The following is a 19,325-nucleotide window of genomic DNA, read 5'->3' as shown; positions in this document are numbered from 1 at the left end:
ATGTGGAAGAGAATAATTGAATCGTTGATCAGAAAGCGGAACCCTCAGTTTGGCTTTGATCCGGCACTGAAAGATGATATGCTTTTGGGGCAATTATGGGAAATTGGTTGGGGTATGATCCGCGGCCTGGGCTGGAACCTGTTGGGGCTTTCCGCTAAAGGCTTATTGGCCGGGCGCGGCCTGCGTTTATCCTGCAGAAGCAATATGAAATTGGGGAAATGGGTGAAAATCGGGGACTACGTGCATTTGTCGGCTATGGGGAAATTACCCTTAACGCTGGGAAATGGAGTGGGCATCGGCTCTTTTAGCCGGCTTATTCTGAGTACTTCCATGAACCAAATCGGGGCTTATATCCACTTGGAAGATAATGTGAGTATAGGTGAATTTGCCTATCTGGGTGGAGGTGGCGGCCTGAAAATCGGTAGGGGAACTATTGTTGGTCAATATCTGAGTTGTCATCCCGAGAATCATCATTTTGAAAATTTGGACCAGGAAATACGTCTGCAGGGAGTGAGCCGGCAGGGGATTAGTATAGGAAGAGATTGTTGGATTGGGGCCAAAGTCACCATCACTGACGGCGTGACGATAGGGGATCATTGCGTAATTGCTGCCGGGTCGGTGGTCACCAAATCCATGCCTGCTTATGCTGTAATTGGCGGAGTTCCGGCACGTGTTATTCGATCCAGACAAATAAAAGAAACGGCCTGATGAAAGCATTAGAGAAGAATATTTGTGTGTTGGCGACCACCTATGCCGTGAACCCTTACAAAGGTTCTGAAGATGGGATGGGCTGGAATTTTATTTTACAAATTGCCAGTCATCAGGAGGTGGTTGCGATTACCCGGGAAAATAATCGGGAAGCCATTGAAGCCTATCAGCATGACCATCCCGATGCACGATATGCCCGTATTCGATTTGAATATTTTGATTTGCCCTATTGGATGCGATTTTGGAAGAAAGGAGGGCGGGGCGCCTTATTGTATTATTACCTATGGCAATTGTTTTTGCCTTTATTCATCTGGCAGCGGTCATTGGCTTTTGATGTTTGTCATAATGTAAATTTTCATAATGACTGGACACCTACTTTTCTTTGGGTACTGGGCAAGCCCTTGGTATGGGGACCTGTAGGGCATCACCCGGCTATTCCCACCAATTGTTTGCGCAAATACGGCTGGAAACAGTGGTTGAGTTATCGCCTTCGGGATGTGGTAAAATGGACTTTGGGACATTTCGATCCACTTCTTTGGCTTGCCCGCTGGAAGGCTGACCATGTGTTTTGTATGAATTCCAAAGCCTGGTATTGGGGATCTGACAAAAGCCTGATGCCATCGGTAAGTTCTGAACCAAAAAGCTTAAAAATGGAGCAAAAGCAGAAAGGCTTTAAAATTCTTTCTGTAGGCCGTTTTACTCCATTGAAGGGTTTTGATTTGACCATTGCCTCTTTTGCCGCTTTTTTAAAAGCCTTGCCCCTGGAAGATCGCGAAAATGTTGGCCTGCAACTTATTGGGCAGGGGACTTCTGAAGAATTTCTCCGTAATGAAATTCAGCGACTTGGAATTGAAGAAAATGTAGAGGTAATCTCCTGGGTGGACCGACAGCAGCTGGATTTATATTATCAACAAGCCTCCGTTTTTTTATTTCCTTCTCATGAGGGCGCCGGTATGGTGGTCAGTGAAGCTTTAGCTTTTGGATTGCCCATTGTTAGCTTGGACTCCAGCGGAGCAGGGGAGTTTATCGATGCCCGATGTGGATTAACCATTGCCTATGGAGGCTATTCTCAAATGGTCGGTCATCTTTCACAGGCATTAAAAACACTTTTTTCCAATCCGGTTTTGAAGGAAGACATGGAGAAGTCGGCAAAGGAAAGACATCAATCGCTTTTTGACTGGGACCGGAAGGCGGATAAGTTGAAAGGAGTTTATCAAAAAGTACTAGCCGGAAAATCCGGGGACAGCCTTCCTGAAATGAAAAAGAACCTCATCACCACATAAAGCAGGGGATTATGAAAGTAAGTGAAAAATTAGAAAATCGGGTTTATTGTCATTTATTTAATGATTATAGCGGGAGCGCAGTGGTGCTTCGGGATCATTTGCAGAGAGAAGTTCAGGAGGGGCGTTCCTGCATGCTGATCACCTCCAATACCAACGGGGTACTTTCCGGTCTGAAAGGCGTAAGGACTTTACATTTCCCTTACCAGCCTGCTTCCAATAAGCTGATCACTTTATTGCGCTTTTTTTGGGCGCAGCTATACATGATTTATTTGCTGTGGCAAAATCGAAAGTATTTTGAGCAAATCTATATCAATACTTTATTGCCTTTTGGGGCGGCTCTGATGGGTTATTTTTCGCAAACTCCCTTTATTTATCATATCCATGAAACCAGTATTCGACCGGAGATTTTTAAGCAATTTCTGAAATGGCCTTTGAAAGGCGCTCAGGAAGTGATTTTTGTCTCGGCATACCTGGCCAGAGCAGAAGGACAGGGTTTAACAAATAATCGGGTGATTTATAATGGTTTGTCGGAAGAGTTTATGCAGCAATCTGAAGCTCCGCGCTCCTCAAAGAAGAAAGGCTTTGTAGTGCTGATGTTATGCTCCTTAAAAAAATATAAAGGGGTGGATACTTTTGTGAACCTGGCGGCTTTCCTGCCGGAATACCGGTTTAATCTGGTGTTGAATGCCAGTCAGGCAGAAGTGGATGAATATTTTCAAAACCGCCCCTCTAACCTTTTTATTTATCCGGCTCAAAAAAATATTCATCCTTTCTATGCTGAAGCTGATCTCTTGCTGAACCTGTCTGATCCCGAACAATGGGTTGAAACTTTTGGAATGACACTGTTAGAAGGAATGGCCTATGGTTTACCCTGTATTTGTCCGAATGCCGGCGGGCCATTGGAAGTAGTAGAAAACGGAGTGCAGGGGATATGTTGTGATGTTACGCATATGGCAACGCTTTTGACCCACATCCGGAAATTTGCCCGTGATAAAACCTATTACCGACAGTTATCCGCTGCGGCTAAGGTACGGGCCAATGAATTTACCTCCCGAAAGGGGATGAAAGCGGTTGGCTAATGATATTCAATCGGAATTCTTCGCTACAGCCCTTATGGTCCGTGTGTTTGAGTGGCTTACTGATGCTTTCCAGGCAGAGAGAGGTTCGCGTTGGCTTGCTTTCTCCTCATGCATCTGCTTCTTTGGGAAAAATCAGCAATAGGAAAAATTCTGGGTGAACATAGCCAGTGGATTATGAGAGTATAGTGCGTTTTATTTTAATTCTCCACTTTTCAACATATTGTAAATGGTGGATTTTCCGATATCCAACTCACGGGCGGTAGTGATCACATTGCCCTCATTATTGTCTAAGTGATGCTGAAGAATTTTCTGTATGTATTTTTTTAAGGTCATTTTCTCCTCCATCAATTCCGGAAATTCTTCCAATTCCGCAAAAGTAAGGTCATCTGCCTCTATGCAATTTCCATGGGATAGCACCGTGGCCAACTCGATTGCTGAACGTAGTTCACGGATGTTTCCTGGAAAATTATAGCTGAGTAGTTTTTTCTTGGCAAGGGGGCTAAGTGTTTTTTCACCCAAATGGTTGTCTTTGCTAAAGGTATTGATAAAATGCTGGGCAAGGAGAATGACATCATGCCCTCTTTCTCGCAGCGGGGGCAAAACGATGGGTAATCCCCACAGCCGATAAAACAAATCTTTTCGGAAGGCTCCTTCCTTGACCGCATTTTTGAGATTCCGGTGAGTGGCCGTAATGATCCGTACATTTAGTTTGACGATTTCATTTCCTCCTACCCGCACGACTTCTTTTTCCTGTAAAACCCTGAGTAATTTGGCTTGTGCGGGTAGGGGCAATTCCCCGATTTCATCCAAAAAAAGAGTGCCTCCCTGTGCTTCTTCAAATTTCCCGATATGGCGTTTTTGCGCGTCTGTAAAGGCGCCTTTTTCATGTCCGAATAACTCACTTTCCAATAAATTTTCCGGAATAGAGGCAATATTGACTGCGATGAAGGGTTTTTGCTTGCGCTTGGAGTTGTAATGAATGGCTTTCGCCAGCACTTCCTTTCCTGTTCCGGTTTCCCCATTGATCATTACCGTGATCTCCGTTTGAATCGCCTTTTCAACCATGGCATAACATGCCTTTAGCGCCGGGCTTTCTCCAATCATCTGGTTTTTGAAATGGTATTGTTTCACCACCTCTGTTCTCAGGTTTTTGACTTCCTTTAATAACTTTTGCTGTTTTTGCACCCGGTGCATGGCTTGCCATAACCTTTCCGGCGCATCCTCATTTTTGACGATATAATCAAAAGCCCCGGCTTTGAGGATTTCTATGGCGGTATTGACATCTTCCTGCCCGGATACCATGATCACCGGTAATTCTTCATCAAAGGATTGTATTTTTTTAAGTAAGCTTTCTCCGTCCAAATCCGGTAATTCATAATCCAGGGAAATTACATCAGGCAATTCTTCCAGATGACTGATTAATTGTTTGCCATTGGCGAAATGTTGGACCTCAAATTCTGGATTACGACTCAGGTGGTGACAAAGAAAATTGGCGTACCAGTCATTATCCTCAACGATAAAAATTTTCATGTACTATTATCCCTTATTTTTCAGAAAAACAACGGCCATGGCAAAGTCAATGTTATAGGGAATGGATGAATGTGATTTTTTTTATAGGAAGTTGAGCTTATCGATATATAATTCATTTTGTAGCGGCTAGTTGCCGAATTTTGAGGATTTGTTTTTGACTAAAATGAGGAGAAACATCAATGACGAAAATCAAAAAAAGAAGCTGATAGAACAGTATACCGTAGTTGGTTTCTCCAAAAATGCCAAATTCCGTGAAGGAGTTGATCAGGACGGGAATGAAGACGGCTGTGAAAAACCTTTTCTTATTTGAAGATTTACTTTTGACACAAGCATAAAGGGTTAAGGCTAATTGGCTCAGGCAAATGAAAAAGCCAATAATGCCCAGATTCATCAACACTTGAATAAAAGTATTGTGAGTCATTTTTCCGGCGTAAGTATTTACGCTTTGAAAGAAGCCTTCATTGGATATGCGCATGAAGCCAAAGCCCAGCCAGGGCTGTTTAGGGAAGCCTTCGGTTAACAAGGCCTTCCAGAAAGGGAGCCGGCCCGTCATGCTCAGCACTTCCTTAAGGTCTCCTTCTTTGATAAAGATAAATTGCACAATTATGGGAATGCTCAGTAACAGTACCCCAATGACGACCCATTTGAACCAGCGGTTGTTGGTCAGATTGATGGCATAATAACTCACTAAAAGAAAGCCGATCATGGAGGAACGTGATCCGGTAAGGATTAATGCATACAGGGCACAGACTATTCGGAAATAGTCCCAATAATGATTTTTTTTGGCTTGGAATAATTCCAGATAAGAGGCGGCTATTCCCACTACCGCCAGCATTCCTAATTCATTGGGGTTCATCAAAAATCCGCCCAGTCGGGCAACTTCCTGTCCATGGGTCAGGCGGTAAAAGGTGTCCGGGAAAAACCAGGCGCCCAAAATATTCCAGGCCATCAAAAGGAATACCGCCCTGGAAAGGAGATCACTGAGGCGGATTTCATGCTCCCCGGCATATTGATTGACCAATAGGATTAAGCGGATAAATAGGATGGAGAAAATGAATGTCTCCGTGTCCATAAACCATTGTAGCGCCGAATAGGCCACATCGGTACTCCACAGAAAGGAGAAGAGGGCGAGCAGTAAATAGGCGCAGTATCCCCAAAATACCAGACTATTGGATTGCCGGAAATTTGCCGCATAGCCTTTGGCCTGATAGTGAAAAATGAGGAAGGCCGTAGTGCCGGTGCAGGCCATCCGGATTAATATTTTTAGTCCTCTGGTAATGGTAATATTCTCCGAGAGGGTAAAAAATCCCAGAATTTTCAGGCCCAGAATTACAATGAGCCATGGGATAAGGTGATTCACCGGAAAGGTAGGTTTCTGAAGGGTGGGGATTTTCATAGGGCGGCATAGATTTTTGAAAATCGCTGGGCAATCTGCCTCCAGTTGAACTGTTCCGCAACGGTTTTGCCCGCATTTTTTCGCATGCTGAAATATTCCTCAGTCTGCCACTTTCCGGCGGCAAGTTCCATGCTTTTTTGAATGGCTTTCGCTTTGGTTTGCGTAATTTCCATGCCACAGTTTTCGTCCAATACGGTGGAAAGAATATTGGTGGCCGGAGTGACTAAAACCGGAATTTCTAATCCTAAGGCTTCTAATACGGCATTTGGAAAGCCCTCATATCGGGAGGGGTGGCAGAAGTAATCCATTTGCGAAAGCAGCTTGATTTTTTCTGCTCCGTATTGCGCGCCCAGGAATTTTACTCTGTCGGTTATTTTTAATTTTTCTGCTCTGGCTTTGAGTTTGGAGCTTTCTTCACTGTCCCCGATCAACCATAGCTCGGAAGGTTGTGAGCTGTTTTTACTGTAAGCCGCAAAACCATCTACTAATTCATTTAGCCCTTTGACATAGATTTTGAGTCGGCCACAGAATCCAAAGACCAGCGTCTCTTTTTGCGCCGGATAGGGCGTTGCCTGCGCCTCTGCCTCATAACCGTTAGGAACCAGCACCACTTTGGCCGGATTGGCCAGGTGGATGATATGGTCTTTTTCACTTTGTCCCAGCAGGTGCAGACACTGTGCATTCTCCACCACCTTTTTGTCGAATAGCTTAAAATAGATGCGTTTTCGCCATTTAGATTTTTTCAGTGCTTCTGCGTTGTAGCTACCATGAGGCGTGAAAATATAGGGGTATTTCCATTTTTGAAGTAAATTCGACATCCGAAACATGTCTGGTATAAAGCCCCCGTGTAAATGAAACACCACCTTTTCTTTTTGGGGTAAAGTACTCAAGGCCTGATTTATTTTTCCGTCGAGTTTTTTCCAAAACGGATGAGATTGAAAATACCGACAAGGAAAGGGGCGGTTCGGGCCGGCAATATCCGGGCTTGGAGTGATGCCCCATATTTCAATATCATAACCAAGTTCAAACTGAGCCTTAGTCAGGGCATCAACTACCCGATTTACACCATTGAGCCGATCCGGATTGGCTTTGCCTAATATGAAGTGGATGATTTTCATAATCAATTATGTTCAGGGCTTTTATTTAATGCGGAAAGATTGTTTTTGGGCGCTTGGGATACTTCCTTTATCCGATGGGACCAAAAAATTAGGCCCAGCAGCAGGCTGCTAGCCATCAGGAATTGGGCAGCTCCCAGTCCGATCAGCAACCCCTTAATTTCAAAATTTTTCAGGAGCCAGGGAGCAAAGGAAAGGCTGAACAGGGAGACGATAATATTCGAAAGCAGGATCAAACCGTTTTGGGAAAAACAGCGGGCGGCAATTTTTAATTCCAGGCTCCACAAGCCCAAAAGCGAAAGGGCTGCCATGGGGGCGATCCAATGCGCAAAAGTTGCATAGGTTGTTCCATATATTCCTGTCATTATTGATTCTCCAAACACCCAGGCCAGCAGACATACGAATATGATAAGGACAGAGGGGAGCAGACTTTCCCTGAGGAGCACCTGCGCCCATTTTTTTTCTCCGGGAAGTTTTTTCATCCAGCGGAAAGGAAGGTAATTGTCTATGGCCATCATTCCGATATTAAGTAGTCCGGTCAGGTTTTGTACCAGGCGAATGCCGGAAAACAGGAATGGAGCCAGTAAGGTACCGGCAGCCACCCAGAAGGCATTTCCGGAAAACCACTGAAAAACAGCAGTGGCCATCAGGTATCTGGCATAAATCCAGTGTTTTTTCCAGGGCAATTGATGCAAAGCTGCCATGCGGACTTGCGGGAGGTGAAAATAGCTCACTATACTTCCTGACAATAGTGCCAAAGCCAGGAGATAGAGGATATAATGGTAGTGGAGCTCTTGCAATAGAATGAGGCCTGAAATACCACCGATACACAGGAGGTTGAAGGTAATGACACTTCTCCACTGGCCCTTTTTGTTGTGGTGCATAATGAGTAAATGCCGGAAGAAATAAAAGGCATTGTAGGAGAATGCCCAGCACAGGAGTGGCAGGTGAGCCTGTTGGCTATGGGTGAGGGCATCGTAACCCATTAGAAAGAGTTTGAAGCCGATTAGGAACAGGAGTTGGAAAACGACAAAAAAACTGATGAATTGCGCTTGGGTGTTTCTTTTGCCATTTTTTTCAGAAAAGTAGGAAAGGGGCTGAAGCAGGTAAGCCTGCAGAAGGGCAAAACCAAATAAGACCCACAGAAAAGAAAGGGCATATTGGGCAAAGGTTTCCGCGCTGGCATATCTTCCCAATAAAATAGTGAGCAGGAAGCTGTTCAGGCTCAAAAGTGCCTGTTCGCCCAGCTTTTCTGCTTTCGATTTTATTTGGAGAAGTGTTTTCATTTTTTGGTGAAGCCGACTATACTGTTTTTAAACTTTGCGATGAGCGACCGGCGATAAGATTGCTGATCATTGAATACAGTTTCTAATTGTTTCAGCTGGTATTTGTTTTTGAAATAGGAGATGTTCTCTAATTTACTGATAGCGGTGTGGTTATACCGGATGACATAAAGAATGCAATGGCACTCCTGAAGAAAAACAGTCATCAGGGAGTCGGATTTCAAAGGAGGAAAGTCCACTATGATCAGGTCAAATTGTTGACAAAGGGCGGCTATGCGTGTCTTAAAGTTGGGGTGTAGGAAAAGCTGTTCTTCTGAAGGGTAATTCCCCAGATTCATAAAACTGATGTTTTCTTTTTTATTGGCGATTATTTCGCTCTGTGGACTTTGAAGGTATTCCCAAAGTCCCTTAGCTGATTTCCTTTTCGGGTCCAAATTACATCGGATAAATAGAACGTTTTGCTGTAACTGGTTGAGCTGTAAGCATAATTTCTGACTGATAAAACTCTTTCCTTCTTTTGCCCCACAGGAGGTGACCGCCACCATGTTTCCTTTTTGCAAACTCCCCTGCTGATATAGCGTATTGAGTAATCCCTTGATTTCGATTTCTCCTTTAGGCATATGTGGAATTGTGGCCAGTACCGCTTGATCTGTATATTTTTCAATGGTGGAAATTTCTTCCACCTTACCGTAAAAGAACTGCCTGAAATATACAATTACCAGTCCTGTCACCAGCCCCAGGAAAATGGAAACCACTAATACCAGCGTTATATTTGGTGAACTGGCTTTTCGAGGTGTCTTTCCCTCTTCCAGTATTCTGTGAAATGCGATGGTGGCATGCCTGGAGATTTCCGCTTCTATACGTTTTTCATTCAGGAAATTATAGCTGTTCTGTAGTAGCTGAAAGTCTCTTTGTAAAATGATCAGTTGCCTTTCCTTGGAAGGTAAAGTCTCAAATTGCCTTTCTGCCTCTTGTACTTCTTTGGCGATAGAGGCTCTTTTAATCGCAATTTCCTTTTGATTTTGGGCAATACTCCTTTTTATGTAGCGCAGAATATCCGCTATGTTTTGATCTATATTTTGAACTTCTTCATGCTGTGGTCCATAGCGGGTCAACAGTTCTCTTTTCTCCGCCCGGTAGGTTTCCAGACGTTTGATAAGGTCTGTGAAAAGCAAACCTACGGTCATATTGGTATTCAGAGAAAGTGTTTCCAGGCGTATGGTATCCGACTGCACATTTTTATTGATACTATCTAGAGACGCCATTTCCATATCCAGATTGGCTAACAGGGTTCTTAACTGAGCGGTTCTTCTGAGGCCGGTTTCTGTTTCCTGTCGGGTATTAATAATGCCATTTTTCAATCGGAAGCTTTCTATATTGGCTTCGGCTTTTTGAAGCTGAATCCCCATGTCCTTTATTCTCTGATCTAAAAAAGTGAGTGTTTTTTGTGAAGCCCCAATTTTATACAGGATATAATCTTCGATATATACTTCACAAAGGGTATTTACTATCATTGGAGCTTTTTCCGGTACCGGAGAGGTATAGGCAATTCTTAATATGGGAATGTCCTCGGCCTGTGGGGTGATTTGTAAATTTTCTTTGATGAGCTGAATTTCCTGCTCCTGAGAAAGGATTTCAAAAAAGAAGGTGTCCTTCAAATTTGGTGCTTTTTGTTTGGCCCAAAAAGATTGATTTTTTCTGATGATCCATTGAAAATTTGGGTTTTTCAGTATCTCATCCCAGCTCCCCTTTTGGGTGAGGAAGCCTCCTTCGTTTGGGATTTTTAATTCGAAGGTATCCGTTGAAATAAAATTGAGTTGGATTTTCTCTCCCAAAAGTGAAGGGGAGGTTTTTAAATTAATCAGCAAAAAAGGACTATCATTGTAGAGCTCTTTCGTCTTAATCAGGCCTTTTCTGTAATACCTTTGTTGGAAATCCAGCTTCTCTGCCACCTTTTCCAAAATTTGGAAAGATTTCATGGTCTCCATTTCTGTGTCAATGTTTTTCTTGCTGGAGAAGTAATCCAAATCCTTGTAAAGGTTATTTTCGGTAAACCCACTTTTGTCATCCAGCCTTAGGATAGCTACGCTCTGGAATTGAGCAGTAGAATACAATAAACTTCTTTGTCCCAGAAGAAAAGCAAGGAGTATGCAGACCGCAATGATGCCTGAACCCCGGATTATCGGTCGGAGGATTTTTAATATTTCCGAGCTTTCATTCATTGTACTGAAATTAGAACCGCAATGGCCGTGATTACACTTGCCAATGCGATGATTAACGGGGTTTTTTTGTCTACCGTTTTCCCTCCTTTGGTAGGGACATAAATGATATCTCCATGGTAAAGCCACATTTGGGCTTGTTGCCGATCGGTGGTTTGAGTGAGGTCAATTAAAAACTGTTTTTGTTGATGGTTTATGGTTCTGATTATCTTTATGTGACGGGTGTCCGCATAGAAATCAAAACCCCCGCTTTGCGCCAGGGCTTCCACCAGAGTATTACGCTCTTTTTCTAATAAAATGGTGCCTTGTTGCATTACTTCACCCAGGATATTAACCTCCCTGTTGAGCACCTTGATGGTGAGAATGGGGTCTTTGAGCCATGGGCGGTAGGCGGAAGTGATGAGGGCATTGGCTTCCTGAGTGGTCAGGCCTTTTACTTGTAATTTGCCCACTTTAGGTAACAAGATAAATCCCTCCTGATCGACCATGGTCCATTTTCCATAAACTTCATTGGAATTATAAATTCCGAAAATGGAACCAATGCTTAGATCATCATGATTCCAGATGCTCAGACTAATTTTGTCATCTGCCTGGAGGAGATGAAGCGGTAATGCCTGACAATCCTCAATAAATTCTTCTATCCCCATAGGCGGGGTGGCACTGTCAAATAATTTTCTGGTTTGACAGGATAATAGGTTGGCAAACAATAAAATGAGACAGGCCCATTTGGTTGAGGTTTTCATGAAAAAATATAATTTATCACAGTTTGTTTAACGAAACTCTTTAGAATAAGTGATCTAGGATTTGCCTGAATTATTTAAAGTGCTATATTTTTAGATGACTTTAATTTATTTATTGGGTATGAACGGTTGGATTTCGGAATATTTAGCATTTTCAACTGTCTGTTTCTTGTTGGTATTGATCTTTGGGCCAGCGCTAGCCAGGGGTTGAAAGCATCGTTTGATGGTCCAAATCATAGAAAAATATAGACCCACCAAGGAGAGAATCGCGAACCAGTGAGAAAAATCTTGCAGCAGCATACACATTAAAATGCATAGGCTCTGAAAAGCAACAATGGTTAAAGTTGCCTGCGGCACATTGATGTATTTCAAAAGGATATGGTGAAGGTGAGTTTTATCCGGTTTCAGGGGGGAGTTTCCTTTTAACATTCGTTGTCCAAAAACCCGCAGCATATCCATTACCGGTAAGCTGAAACATCCAACGGCCACCTGAAAATAATATGCTTCTACTGGCGCCATTGGGCCTTGTACCAGTCTGAGCCCTCCGTAGGCTATTGTAAAACCCAGAAGCATGGATCCTGAATCTCCCATGAAAATTTTGGAAGGTGCCCAATTCAGGCTGAGGAAAGGAACTAAAGCAGCCATCATGGCTAACATCAAAAGCGCCGCTTGCATATCATTGACTAAGAAAAGGCAGAAAGCCAAACAAGCCATCACCACCAGTGCTAAACTTCCTGCGAGTCCATCAATACCATCCATCAAATTAAAGGCATTCGTGCTGGCGACAATGAATAGGGTGAATAACATCCACACAAGCGGGAAGGGAAGATGCTGAAGAAACAAAAGGCCTGGGGTAAGCGCCGGGTTTTCAGCCAGCGGGAATGCAATTATGGCAGCTAAGCTCAATTGCCAGAATAATCGAAGCAGCGCGCTTAAAGGACGGTAATCATCCCATAAACCCATCAAAAATATGCCACTTGCACATAATAGAAAAGTCTTGGGAAGATGGTCTGACTGCAGGGAGATGTTCATCATCATGAAAGCCAAATACAAGGCAATTCCCCCCGAGCAGGCTTTGATGGATAAATGCACCTTGCGCTGATTGGGTTTATCCAGTAGCCCTATTTCGTATTTAAAATGTAATAGAAAATGCAAGATAAGGGCACTGAGGGTCGAGGTTAATAAGAACTGAAGTGGTAGCATCACGATGAGATTTTATTAATTATGCCAGTTTTTGGGCAGGTTCCGGAATGGTTTGGGAGGTTTCCCAGGGTTGAATAAGATGTTGGGGGATGGGGTAGGAGGAAATTTCCGGTTTCTGATAGTCCTCCATAATGCCATTGATGAGGCTTGTATATTGTTGACTAATTTGAGCCCATTGGTAATGGGTTTGGGCAAGGTCGTACATCCTGTGGCTACATTGCTGATATTCCTCTTTTGTGAGTCTTTGTAGCAAGTCATTCAAAGATTGATGATCTTTAAAATAAAATGCCTGCTCATTGGTCGTACAGCGGTTATAGATCACGTCAAAAGCAATAATGGGTAAGTTCAAATTCATTGCTTCTACCAAAGAAGGATTGGTGCCACCGGCACTGTGCCCGTGAATGTAGCAGAAACAGCGGCTTCGAATAAGATTTAATGGCCTGTTCTCATAAATAGGATCGAGCAAATGTAAATGGGAATGACCTTTATAAATTTGCTTAAGTTTTTGGCCGTAGGGGCTATTATCCCAATTGCCAACCAACACCAAGGGCAAATTTTCCTGGGTGGAGAAGGCCTCTAATATTAAATGGATGTTGTTCTCCGGCTCGATACGACAAACACCAAATGCGTAGGGCTTCTGAAGGAAGGGGAAATTTTGAAAATCCTGTGCATTGGCAATCACCTTTTCCGCCTGATCTCCACCATAGGCGATGCAGGCACTGAGGGATTTGTATCGCAGCGCAGTATATTTACGGATGGCCTCATTATCGGCAATATCCGCATCCGAAAACCGTACGGCTATCATTTCGGCAAATTTTAAATAGGCTTTTGCCAACGGATGCCATTTAGCTCTTTTCCACTCCAACCCATCAATGTGAACAATGACTTTTTTGTTTCTGAATAATTTCACAAAAGGAAGAATGATACAGCCGGATACCCCAAGAATGAGCAGGACATCAGCAAAGAAGAGCGCATGAATGATAGATAGGATATCGTAAAGAATGCTTTGTACCCCGTTGGCTTTCAGCGGGAGGTATACTAATTTGGCATTATTCCAATTTCTTGGTCTTTCTCCTTTCGGGTAATGGTGCGCACTGCAATAGACCGTAAAGTCAAATTGTTGGTTAAGATGAAGCACCAGTTGATGTACCAGAGTCTCAAATCCTCCGTAGCAAGCGGGAACTCCCACGGTTCCGATAACGGCTATTTTTTCTTTCATAAGGTCAAAGCATTTTCTTATGCTATTCTATTGACCAAATTGATTCCAGTTTTAAATATTTTAAAAAATAGGCTTTCAGAGTTTCGCAGGGGTGTTTTTGAGAAGGTGTGGATTACCAGGGAGGTTTTTGAATTGGAAGATTTCCAAAATTTGGAAATAGCAGCACTTGCAAAATGGTATAATACGCTTTATTTTTTCGATTTAAATAATAACGCAGGAATTTAGAAGTGAGCGGTTGATAGGAAACGAGCGAGATTGGTGCTCCCAATTGTTGGAAGTTCTTCTACTAGGAGGGTGGTAAATAGGACTTTTGTAGGTTTTGTTAAGGTTTATTTATTGGATTTGAGTTAATCCAATTTTTTGGGAATTCTTTTAAAATAAGTAGGGGCGTTTTGGTAACCTCTGATCTTTTAGATGGTTAATAAACAAAAGACCTGTGTTATGAAAAAATTGAATTATTCTATTTTACTCTCTGTTTCCCTGATTTTTTTGGTGGGTATTATGGCCATGAATCCCAAAAAGAAAAAGGAAAATCCACTGATGGGTTCATGGGAAATGTCTTCTTTTAAATATGGTGCTGATCCTGATTTTTCAGAACTCCCTCAAATGATGAAGTATGTGAAACACATCACCGAAGACCATTTTACCTGGGTTTCTTATTCTCCTAACGATGGAAATGTGGTCGGGACCGGAGGAGGAACTTATGATTTGACCGATGATTTTTATACGGAGCATATTGATTTCTTCCAGCCTTCCGGGTCAAAATTGGCGGGTACCTCTGTTAAGTTTAAGTACACGGTAAAGGGCAATGAATGGCGGATATCAGGCTATGTACATAATGTGCAAATGGATCCTAACTCCGGCAAGTATGTGGTGGTTGATTCTACTTTACTGGAAGAAATCTGGCACAGATTATAAAGGCAATAGTTTTATTTATATACAGAAGCTCCTTAACGGGGGCTTTTTTTATTTAGGGTATATCAGGATTGCGGTTTTTAGATTAAAGGGATAAATATTATGTTTGCCCTACATTTAAAAATTACATCTAATGAAAAAATACCTATTGACTGTCTTGACCATGCTAATGGTGACTTTTGCGGTTAGCGCACAGGAGACGAACTGGAGAAAAATTTATAATCCTTCTATTAATGGTGAGGAGCAAATTGCTGCCGCTGTAAATCAGGCAAAAAAAGAAGGTAAAAAAGTATTGGTGCAGGTCGGGGGCAATTGGTGTAAATTCTGTATCCGATTGAATAAATATGTCATGACGGATACTGAATTGAAAAAGATGATTGATGATAATTACGTTTATGTGCACCTGAACTACAGCAAAGAAAATAAAAACGAAGCCTTATTGGAGAAATGGGGAAATCCTAACGAACACGGTTTTCCGGTTTATGTCTTTTTGGATGAAAACGGAAAGTTGACCAATGTACAAGAGACGGGCAGTCTGGAGGAAGGAGAGACTTACAATAAAGGAAAGTTAGAAAAGGTATATCGCGAAAATGCCGGATAATAAAAAAGCCGATCAGTGATGATCGGCTTTTTTATTACTTTGTTTTTTCTTTTCCCGTGGGTTTGAGGTCTTTGGTAGATTCCACAAAGCATTCAATGCCATCTGACAGCTTATCGCCATAGGAGCCTTTTAGGTCCAAATCCCGGTTTTTTCCGTCATAGTGAATTCTGGCTTTGGTGACCATTTTGGCCCGAAACATATCTACCAATTCTTTATCAATTTTAAAGGCCATCAGATAGGGGTTGATCGCCACCGGCCCTGCATATTGATATCTTTTTATTTTTCCGGCCCTGGTTTTTACTGCCAGATAAGGGTTCTGATAAGGTCTTAGCGTAAGGTCATCCATCACTTCTTTTAAAACGGAAACGTACACGTATACTTCTTTCCCTTTGGTGGGGTATTGATAAGAAGCAAAAGTTAATTTGATATTTCCCATGGGTGCCACGGAAATTTGGCCGGTTTGTACGATGTCGACATCTTCAAAGTCGTCATGGCCTTCTACACATTGTGCATGGCTAAAATTGAAATAGGCATAAAACCCAAAAATCAACAGGAATGAGCAAATATTTTTCATAATCGGTTTATTTCCTTCTTAATCGAATAGAACACAATTTATAAAAAAATATAATAAAAGCGGATTCGTATGGATGCTTTGAGGTTTTTTTATAAAAAATAGCACCCGATTAGGGAAAAAGGACAACAAAACGGCATAAAAAAGCCCCGTTCGTTATTCAAACGGGGCTTGTCTCTTTATTTTTCGCGATTAATAACAATCGTGGCAAAATCTGAAAGGTAGGTTTTCTGCTGCTCATTTAGTGGCATGCTTTCCAGTATACCGAATGCTTCTTCAAAACTACTTTGCATCAGTTGCTCCGTAATGTTTTTAATGTCCAGCTGATTATAAATTTCGGTAACAGCTTTCACTTTATCTTCCGCAATTGGATTTTCATGTGCAATCCATTTTTCCAATTCCGCTGCCAATTCACCACTTGCTAATTCTTTGGCTTTGATCAACAAGTAAGTCTTTTTGTTTTCAATAATGTCTCCACCAACCTGTTTGCCAAATTTGGCCTGATCACCGTAAACATCCAGCAAGTCGTCTTTTAACTGAAAGCCGATGCCTAATTTTACCGCGAAATCATATAAACCGGACTGAATTTCCTCAGGGGCTTTCGCCACCATTGCACCCAATTGTAGTGCCAGCCCCAAAAGCACGGCCGTCTTTTGGCGGATCATGTCCAGATATTCCTCAGCGGTGACATCATCACGGCTTTCGAAATTCATGTCTTTCTGTTGCCCTTCGCAAACTTCCGTGGCATTGGCATTGAAAGCTTTCAGGGCTGCCGGCAATATTTCAGGATCCAATTCCAACAGGTGATCATAAACCTTGATCATCATCACGTCTCCACTCAGAATGGCAATATTATCATTCCATTTAGTGTGGACGGTTTCCTTTCCTCTTCTCAAAGGCGCCTTGTCCATGATGTCATCATGTACCAGGGTAAAATTATGGAAAGTTTCCACTGCCATGGCCGGGGCAATAGCCGGACGAATATCATCATTGAAAAGGCGATAACCTAAAAGGGTAAGCAAGGGGCGCAGTCTTTTGCCGCCCAAACTCATGATGTATCCTATTGGTTCGTATAATTCTTTGGGTTCTTCTCCCCACTGGTGCGCTTTGATTGCTTTGTCAATGGTTTCAATCAAAGGATTTAAAATATTATTCATGTTCCTTTTGTGAAAAAATAAGGTCGATTGTTCTTCTGTTAATGTCGGTGTGTTTTACCCGAACATACACTTTGTCTCCCAGGCTGAACATTTGCTTATTATGACGGCCAATGATACGCATATTTTTTTCATCGTATTCATAATAATCGTCATCCATGTCCATCATGCGAACCATTCCCTCGCAGCGGGTTTCGGTGATTTCTACAAAAATACCAAACTCCGTTACGCCGGTAATCACGCCTTCATAAGCCTTTTCAGGGGCATTTTCCATGAATTCCACCTGCTTGTATTTGATGGATGCGCGTTCCGCTTCAGCGGCTCTTTTTTCCCGGTCAGAGGAATGCTCACATTCAGTTTCGTATTCCGGTGCTGATACCGATTTTCCTCCATCCAGATAGTGTTGCAATAATCGGTGCACCATCATATCCGGATAACGGCGAATAGGGGAGGTGAAGTGCGAATAATGGTCAAAAGCCAGTCCAAAGTGCATCAATGGCTCGGTGGTGTAAATCGCTTTCGCCATGGAGCGGATCGCCAATTGTTCCAAAACATTTTGTTCCGGCTTGCCCTGAATCTCCGCCATCAGCTTATTCAATTCCTTGGAAACGCCGGTTTCACTCATTTTGAACTGGTGGCCAAATCGTTTGGCAAAGGATCCGAAACTTTCCAGTTTTTCCGTATTTGGATAATCGTGGGTTCGGTAGACAAAAGTGGGAGATTTGGCGTCTCCCTTTTTCTTGGAATTGAAGACAAATTCTGCCACTCGCTTGTTGGCCAGCAGCATAAACTCTTCAATCAGTTTATGGGCGTCTTTTCTTTCTTTGGGAATCACCATCAATGGTTTGCCATTATCATCCAGTTTGAATTTTACTTCAATGGTTTCAAAGGCAATGGCCCCATTGCTGAAGCGGCGATCTTTGATGATTTTCGAAAGGCGGTTAAGCTCAATGATTTCTTCATGGAAATCCCCTTCCTGCGTTTCGATTCTTTCCTGTGCTTCCTCATAAGTGAATCGGCGATCAGAATGAATAATGGTACGACCAAACCATTCTTTTTGAATCTGCGCATTTTCATTCAGTTCGAAAACGGCTGAAAATGTCAGTTTATCTTCATTTGGCCGAAGCGAGCACAGCTGGTTGGAAAGTCTTTCCGGTAACATCGGAATGGTGCGATCCACCAGATAAACCGAAGTTGCACGATCGTAGGCTTCCGCCTGAAGTTGGGTATTCGGTTGAACGTAATGTGTTACGTCGGCAATATGCACGCCCACTTCTACATTTCCATTGTCCAGTTTACGAAGGGAAAGAGCATCGTCAAAATCCTTGGCGTCGAAAGGGTCAATGGTGAAGGTGGTGATGTTACGGAAATCACGTCTTTTGCTGATTTCCTCCGCTGAAATTTCATCCGGAATGCGTTCAGCTTCCTTTAAAACACGTTTCGGGAATTCAAAAGGAAGGCCGTATTCCGCCATAATGGAGTGAATTTCGGCTTCGTTTTCTCCTGAAGCACCCAATACGCGGGTCACTGTACCCACCGCGTTTTTATTTCGGTCATCCGACCATTTATCTATTTTGACAATCACTTTGTCATTATGCTTTGCACCCTTGGTTTTTTCCAATGGCACAAATACATCTTTGTAGATCTTTTTATTGTCGGGAACAACGAAAGCATAGCGGGGAAGAAGCTCAATTTTTCCTACCCAGTCTTTTTTGCTTCGTTCAATGATGTTGGTGACACGACCTTCGGCACGTCCCCCACGGGTGGAGGTAATGGCAACTTCTACCTGGTCGCCGTCCAGCGCATCATTTAATTTATCTGTGGTTACTTTGATGTCATCTTCACGGCCTTCAATAACGATAAAAGCGAATCTTGGATTGACATGGTCCACCTTCCCGATTAAGCGGTCGGCGGTATCTTTAGCCTGATAGCGGGCATCTGAAGTAAATATGATATCTCCTTCACCCGCCAGATCTTCCAAAAAGAAGGCGGCTTTTTGTTTACTCATGCGGTCTTTAAGCAGGAGCTTTCTGCAAAGTTGCTTAACAGACCAGGATTTGGTGGGGTCGCTGTTGAGGAGTTGCAGGATGCGGCTTTCCAGATTTTGGGTAATCCGTTTTTCTCTGGTTTGTCTCTTTTTGAAAACCGCGGTTTTTCTGTTTTTTCTTCCCATATAAAAGATTTCAGCCTGATGGCTGTGAACTATGTTTAATTAACTTACTCCTTGTGGAGTCAAGCGTGTTCCCGGGATTAATTATTTAGAAGTTAAACTTCAGGGCTCAAATCCTCAAAAATTTGGCTTGCAATTT

General features: G+C 42.8%; 17 protein-coding genes. 6 read left to right on the top strand and 11 right to left on the bottom strand.

What is annotated here, in order from left to right; all coding sequences use genetic code 11:
• From AAA970_RS09060 to AAA970_RS09050, 3 genes are read left to right on the top strand one after another with little or no spacing between them, the layout of a single operon-like run.
• Entirely contained in the window at positions 1-708 is a 708-nt protein-coding gene (locus tag AAA970_RS09060; RefSeq protein WP_338236855.1) for an acyltransferase, read from the top strand.
• Positions 708-1,991 carry a glycosyltransferase family 4 protein gene (locus tag AAA970_RS09055; protein ID WP_338236854.1) on the top strand — a complete coding sequence of 428 codons (1,284 nt, stop codon included), beginning with the start codon at positions 708-710 and terminating at the stop codon, positions 1,989-1,991. Before AAA970_RS09060 ends, AAA970_RS09055 begins: the two co-directional genes overlap by 1 nt.
• 11 nt (positions 1,992-2,002) lie before the next feature.
• Positions 2,003-3,070 (top strand): glycosyltransferase family 4 protein, encoded by a 1,068-nt coding sequence (locus AAA970_RS09050; RefSeq protein WP_338236853.1) that lies wholly within the window; start codon positions 2,003-2,005, stop codon positions 3,068-3,070.
• Between the two features lie 192 nt (positions 3,071-3,262).
• Here the strand turns inward: AAA970_RS09050 and AAA970_RS09045 are convergent, their stop codons facing one another.
• The 8 genes from AAA970_RS09045 to AAA970_RS09010 form a co-directional block, all read right to left on the bottom strand.
• A complete protein-coding gene (locus AAA970_RS09045; protein ID WP_338236852.1) occupies positions 3,263-4,600 on the bottom strand; it encodes a sigma-54-dependent transcriptional regulator in 1,338 nt (445 codons plus the stop codon).
• 112 nt (positions 4,601-4,712) lie between these two features.
• Entirely contained in the window at positions 4,713-5,996 is a 1,284-nt protein-coding gene (locus tag AAA970_RS09040) for an O-antigen ligase family protein (protein ID WP_338236851.1), read from the bottom strand.
• On the bottom strand, positions 5,993-7,114 hold the full coding sequence (locus AAA970_RS09035) for a glycosyltransferase family 4 protein (RefSeq protein ID WP_338236850.1): 1,122 nt from the start codon (positions 7,112-7,114) through the stop codon (positions 5,993-5,995). The genes AAA970_RS09040 and AAA970_RS09035 overlap by 4 nt, the downstream gene beginning before the upstream one ends.
• Before the next feature lie 2 nt (positions 7,115-7,116).
• Positions 7,117-8,397 (bottom strand): polysaccharide biosynthesis protein, encoded by a 1,281-nt coding sequence (locus AAA970_RS09030; protein ID WP_338236848.1) that lies wholly within the window; start codon positions 8,395-8,397, stop codon positions 7,117-7,119.
• Positions 8,394-10,616, bottom strand: coding sequence for an exopolysaccharide transport family protein (locus AAA970_RS09025; RefSeq protein WP_338236847.1), 2,223 nt, complete (start codon positions 10,614-10,616; stop codon positions 8,394-8,396). The genes AAA970_RS09030 and AAA970_RS09025 overlap by 4 nt, the downstream gene beginning before the upstream one ends.
• Positions 10,613-11,356: a polysaccharide biosynthesis/export family protein gene (locus tag AAA970_RS09020; protein ID WP_338236846.1), complete on the bottom strand. Its 744-nt coding sequence runs from the start codon at positions 11,354-11,356 to the stop codon at positions 10,613-10,615. Before AAA970_RS09020 ends, AAA970_RS09025 begins: the two co-directional genes overlap by 4 nt.
• A 105-nt stretch (positions 11,357-11,461) precedes the next feature.
• Entirely contained in the window at positions 11,462-12,556 is a 1,095-nt protein-coding gene (locus AAA970_RS09015) for a glycosyltransferase family 4 protein (RefSeq protein WP_338236845.1), read from the bottom strand.
• Positions 12,557-12,575: 19 nt separating this feature from the next.
• Entirely contained in the window at positions 12,576-13,775 is a 1,200-nt protein-coding gene (locus tag AAA970_RS09010; RefSeq protein WP_338236844.1) for a DUF1972 domain-containing protein, read from the bottom strand.
• Between the two features lie 441 nt (positions 13,776-14,216).
• On the opposite strand from AAA970_RS09010, the gene AAA970_RS09005 reads away from it, so the two are divergent.
• Together AAA970_RS09005 and AAA970_RS09000 are read left to right on the top strand one after the other, a co-directional pair.
• Positions 14,217-14,693, top strand: a complete 477-nt coding sequence (locus AAA970_RS09005) for a hypothetical protein (protein ID WP_053405279.1) — start codon at positions 14,217-14,219, stop codon at positions 14,691-14,693.
• A 130-nt stretch (positions 14,694-14,823) separates the two neighbouring features.
• On the top strand, positions 14,824-15,291 hold the full coding sequence (locus AAA970_RS09000) for a thioredoxin family protein (protein WP_338236843.1): 468 nt from the start codon (positions 14,824-14,826) through the stop codon (positions 15,289-15,291).
• Positions 15,292-15,325: 34 nt separating this feature from the next.
• Here AAA970_RS09000 and AAA970_RS08995 read toward each other — a convergent pair whose 3' ends face one another.
• From AAA970_RS08995 to rnr, 3 genes are all read right to left on the bottom strand, one after another.
• A complete protein-coding gene (locus tag AAA970_RS08995; RefSeq protein ID WP_053405277.1) occupies positions 15,326-15,865 on the bottom strand; it encodes a hypothetical protein in 540 nt (179 codons plus the stop codon).
• A gap of 176 nt (positions 15,866-16,041) precedes the next feature.
• Positions 16,042-17,019, bottom strand: a complete 978-nt coding sequence (locus AAA970_RS08990; protein WP_053405276.1) for a polyprenyl synthetase family protein — start codon at positions 17,017-17,019, stop codon at positions 16,042-16,044.
• Positions 17,012-19,117: a ribonuclease R gene (rnr, locus tag AAA970_RS08985; RefSeq protein WP_338237712.1), complete on the bottom strand. Its 2,106-nt coding sequence runs from the start codon at positions 19,115-19,117 to the stop codon at positions 17,012-17,014. The genes AAA970_RS08990 and rnr overlap by 8 nt, the downstream gene beginning before the upstream one ends.
• On the opposite strand from rnr, the gene AAA970_RS08980 reads away from it, so the two are divergent.
• Entirely contained in the window at positions 19,013-19,228 is a 216-nt protein-coding gene (locus AAA970_RS08980) for a hypothetical protein (RefSeq protein ID WP_338237725.1), read from the top strand. The genes rnr and AAA970_RS08980 overlap by 105 nt on opposite strands.
• The last annotated feature ends 97 nt before the right edge of the window (positions 19,229-19,325 follow it).

It is taken from the genome of Persicobacter diffluens (assembly GCF_036244895.1).
In the GTDB taxonomy this organism is placed as follows: domain Bacteria; phylum Bacteroidota; class Bacteroidia; order Cytophagales; family Cyclobacteriaceae; genus Persicobacter; species Persicobacter diffluens.
The sequence above is the reverse complement of the archived record's forward strand: the minus strand, read 5'-3'. Positions and strand labels throughout refer to the sequence as shown.

Coding starts and splice junctions, on each gene's coding strand:
- AAA970_RS09060 (WP_338236855.1), top strand. CDS start 1: ATGTGGAAGAGAATAATTGAATCGTTGATCAGAAAGCGGAACCCTCAG.
- AAA970_RS09055 (WP_338236854.1), top strand. CDS start 708: ATGAAAGCATTAGAGAAGAATATTTGTGTGTTGGCGACCACCTATGCC.
- AAA970_RS09050 (WP_338236853.1), top strand. CDS start 2,003: ATGAAAGTAAGTGAAAAATTAGAAAATCGGGTTTATTGTCATTTATTT.
- AAA970_RS09045 (WP_338236852.1), bottom strand. CDS start 4,600: ATGAAAATTTTTATCGTTGAGGATAATGACTGGTACGCCAATTTTCTT.
- AAA970_RS09040 (WP_338236851.1), bottom strand. CDS start 5,996: ATGAAAATCCCCACCCTTCAGAAACCTACCTTTCCGGTGAATCACCTT.
- AAA970_RS09035 (WP_338236850.1), bottom strand. CDS start 7,114: ATGAAAATCATCCACTTCATATTAGGCAAAGCCAATCCGGATCGGCTC.
- AAA970_RS09030 (WP_338236848.1), bottom strand. CDS start 8,397: ATGAAAACACTTCTCCAAATAAAATCGAAAGCAGAAAAGCTGGGCGAA.
- AAA970_RS09025 (WP_338236847.1), bottom strand. CDS start 10,616: ATGAATGAAAGCTCGGAAATATTAAAAATCCTCCGACCGATAATCCGG.
- AAA970_RS09020 (WP_338236846.1), bottom strand. CDS start 11,356: ATGAAAACCTCAACCAAATGGGCCTGTCTCATTTTATTGTTTGCCAAC.
- AAA970_RS09015 (WP_338236845.1), bottom strand. CDS start 12,556: ATGCTACCACTTCAGTTCTTATTAACCTCGACCCTCAGTGCCCTTATC.
- AAA970_RS09010 (WP_338236844.1), bottom strand. CDS start 13,775: ATGAAAGAAAAAATAGCCGTTATCGGAACCGTGGGAGTTCCCGCTTGC.
- AAA970_RS09005 (WP_053405279.1), top strand. CDS start 14,217: ATGAAAAAATTGAATTATTCTATTTTACTCTCTGTTTCCCTGATTTTT.
- AAA970_RS09000 (WP_338236843.1), top strand. CDS start 14,824: ATGAAAAAATACCTATTGACTGTCTTGACCATGCTAATGGTGACTTTT.
- AAA970_RS08995 (WP_053405277.1), bottom strand. CDS start 15,865: ATGAAAAATATTTGCTCATTCCTGTTGATTTTTGGGTTTTATGCCTAT.
- AAA970_RS08990 (WP_053405276.1), bottom strand. CDS start 17,019: ATGAATAATATTTTAAATCCTTTGATTGAAACCATTGACAAAGCAATC.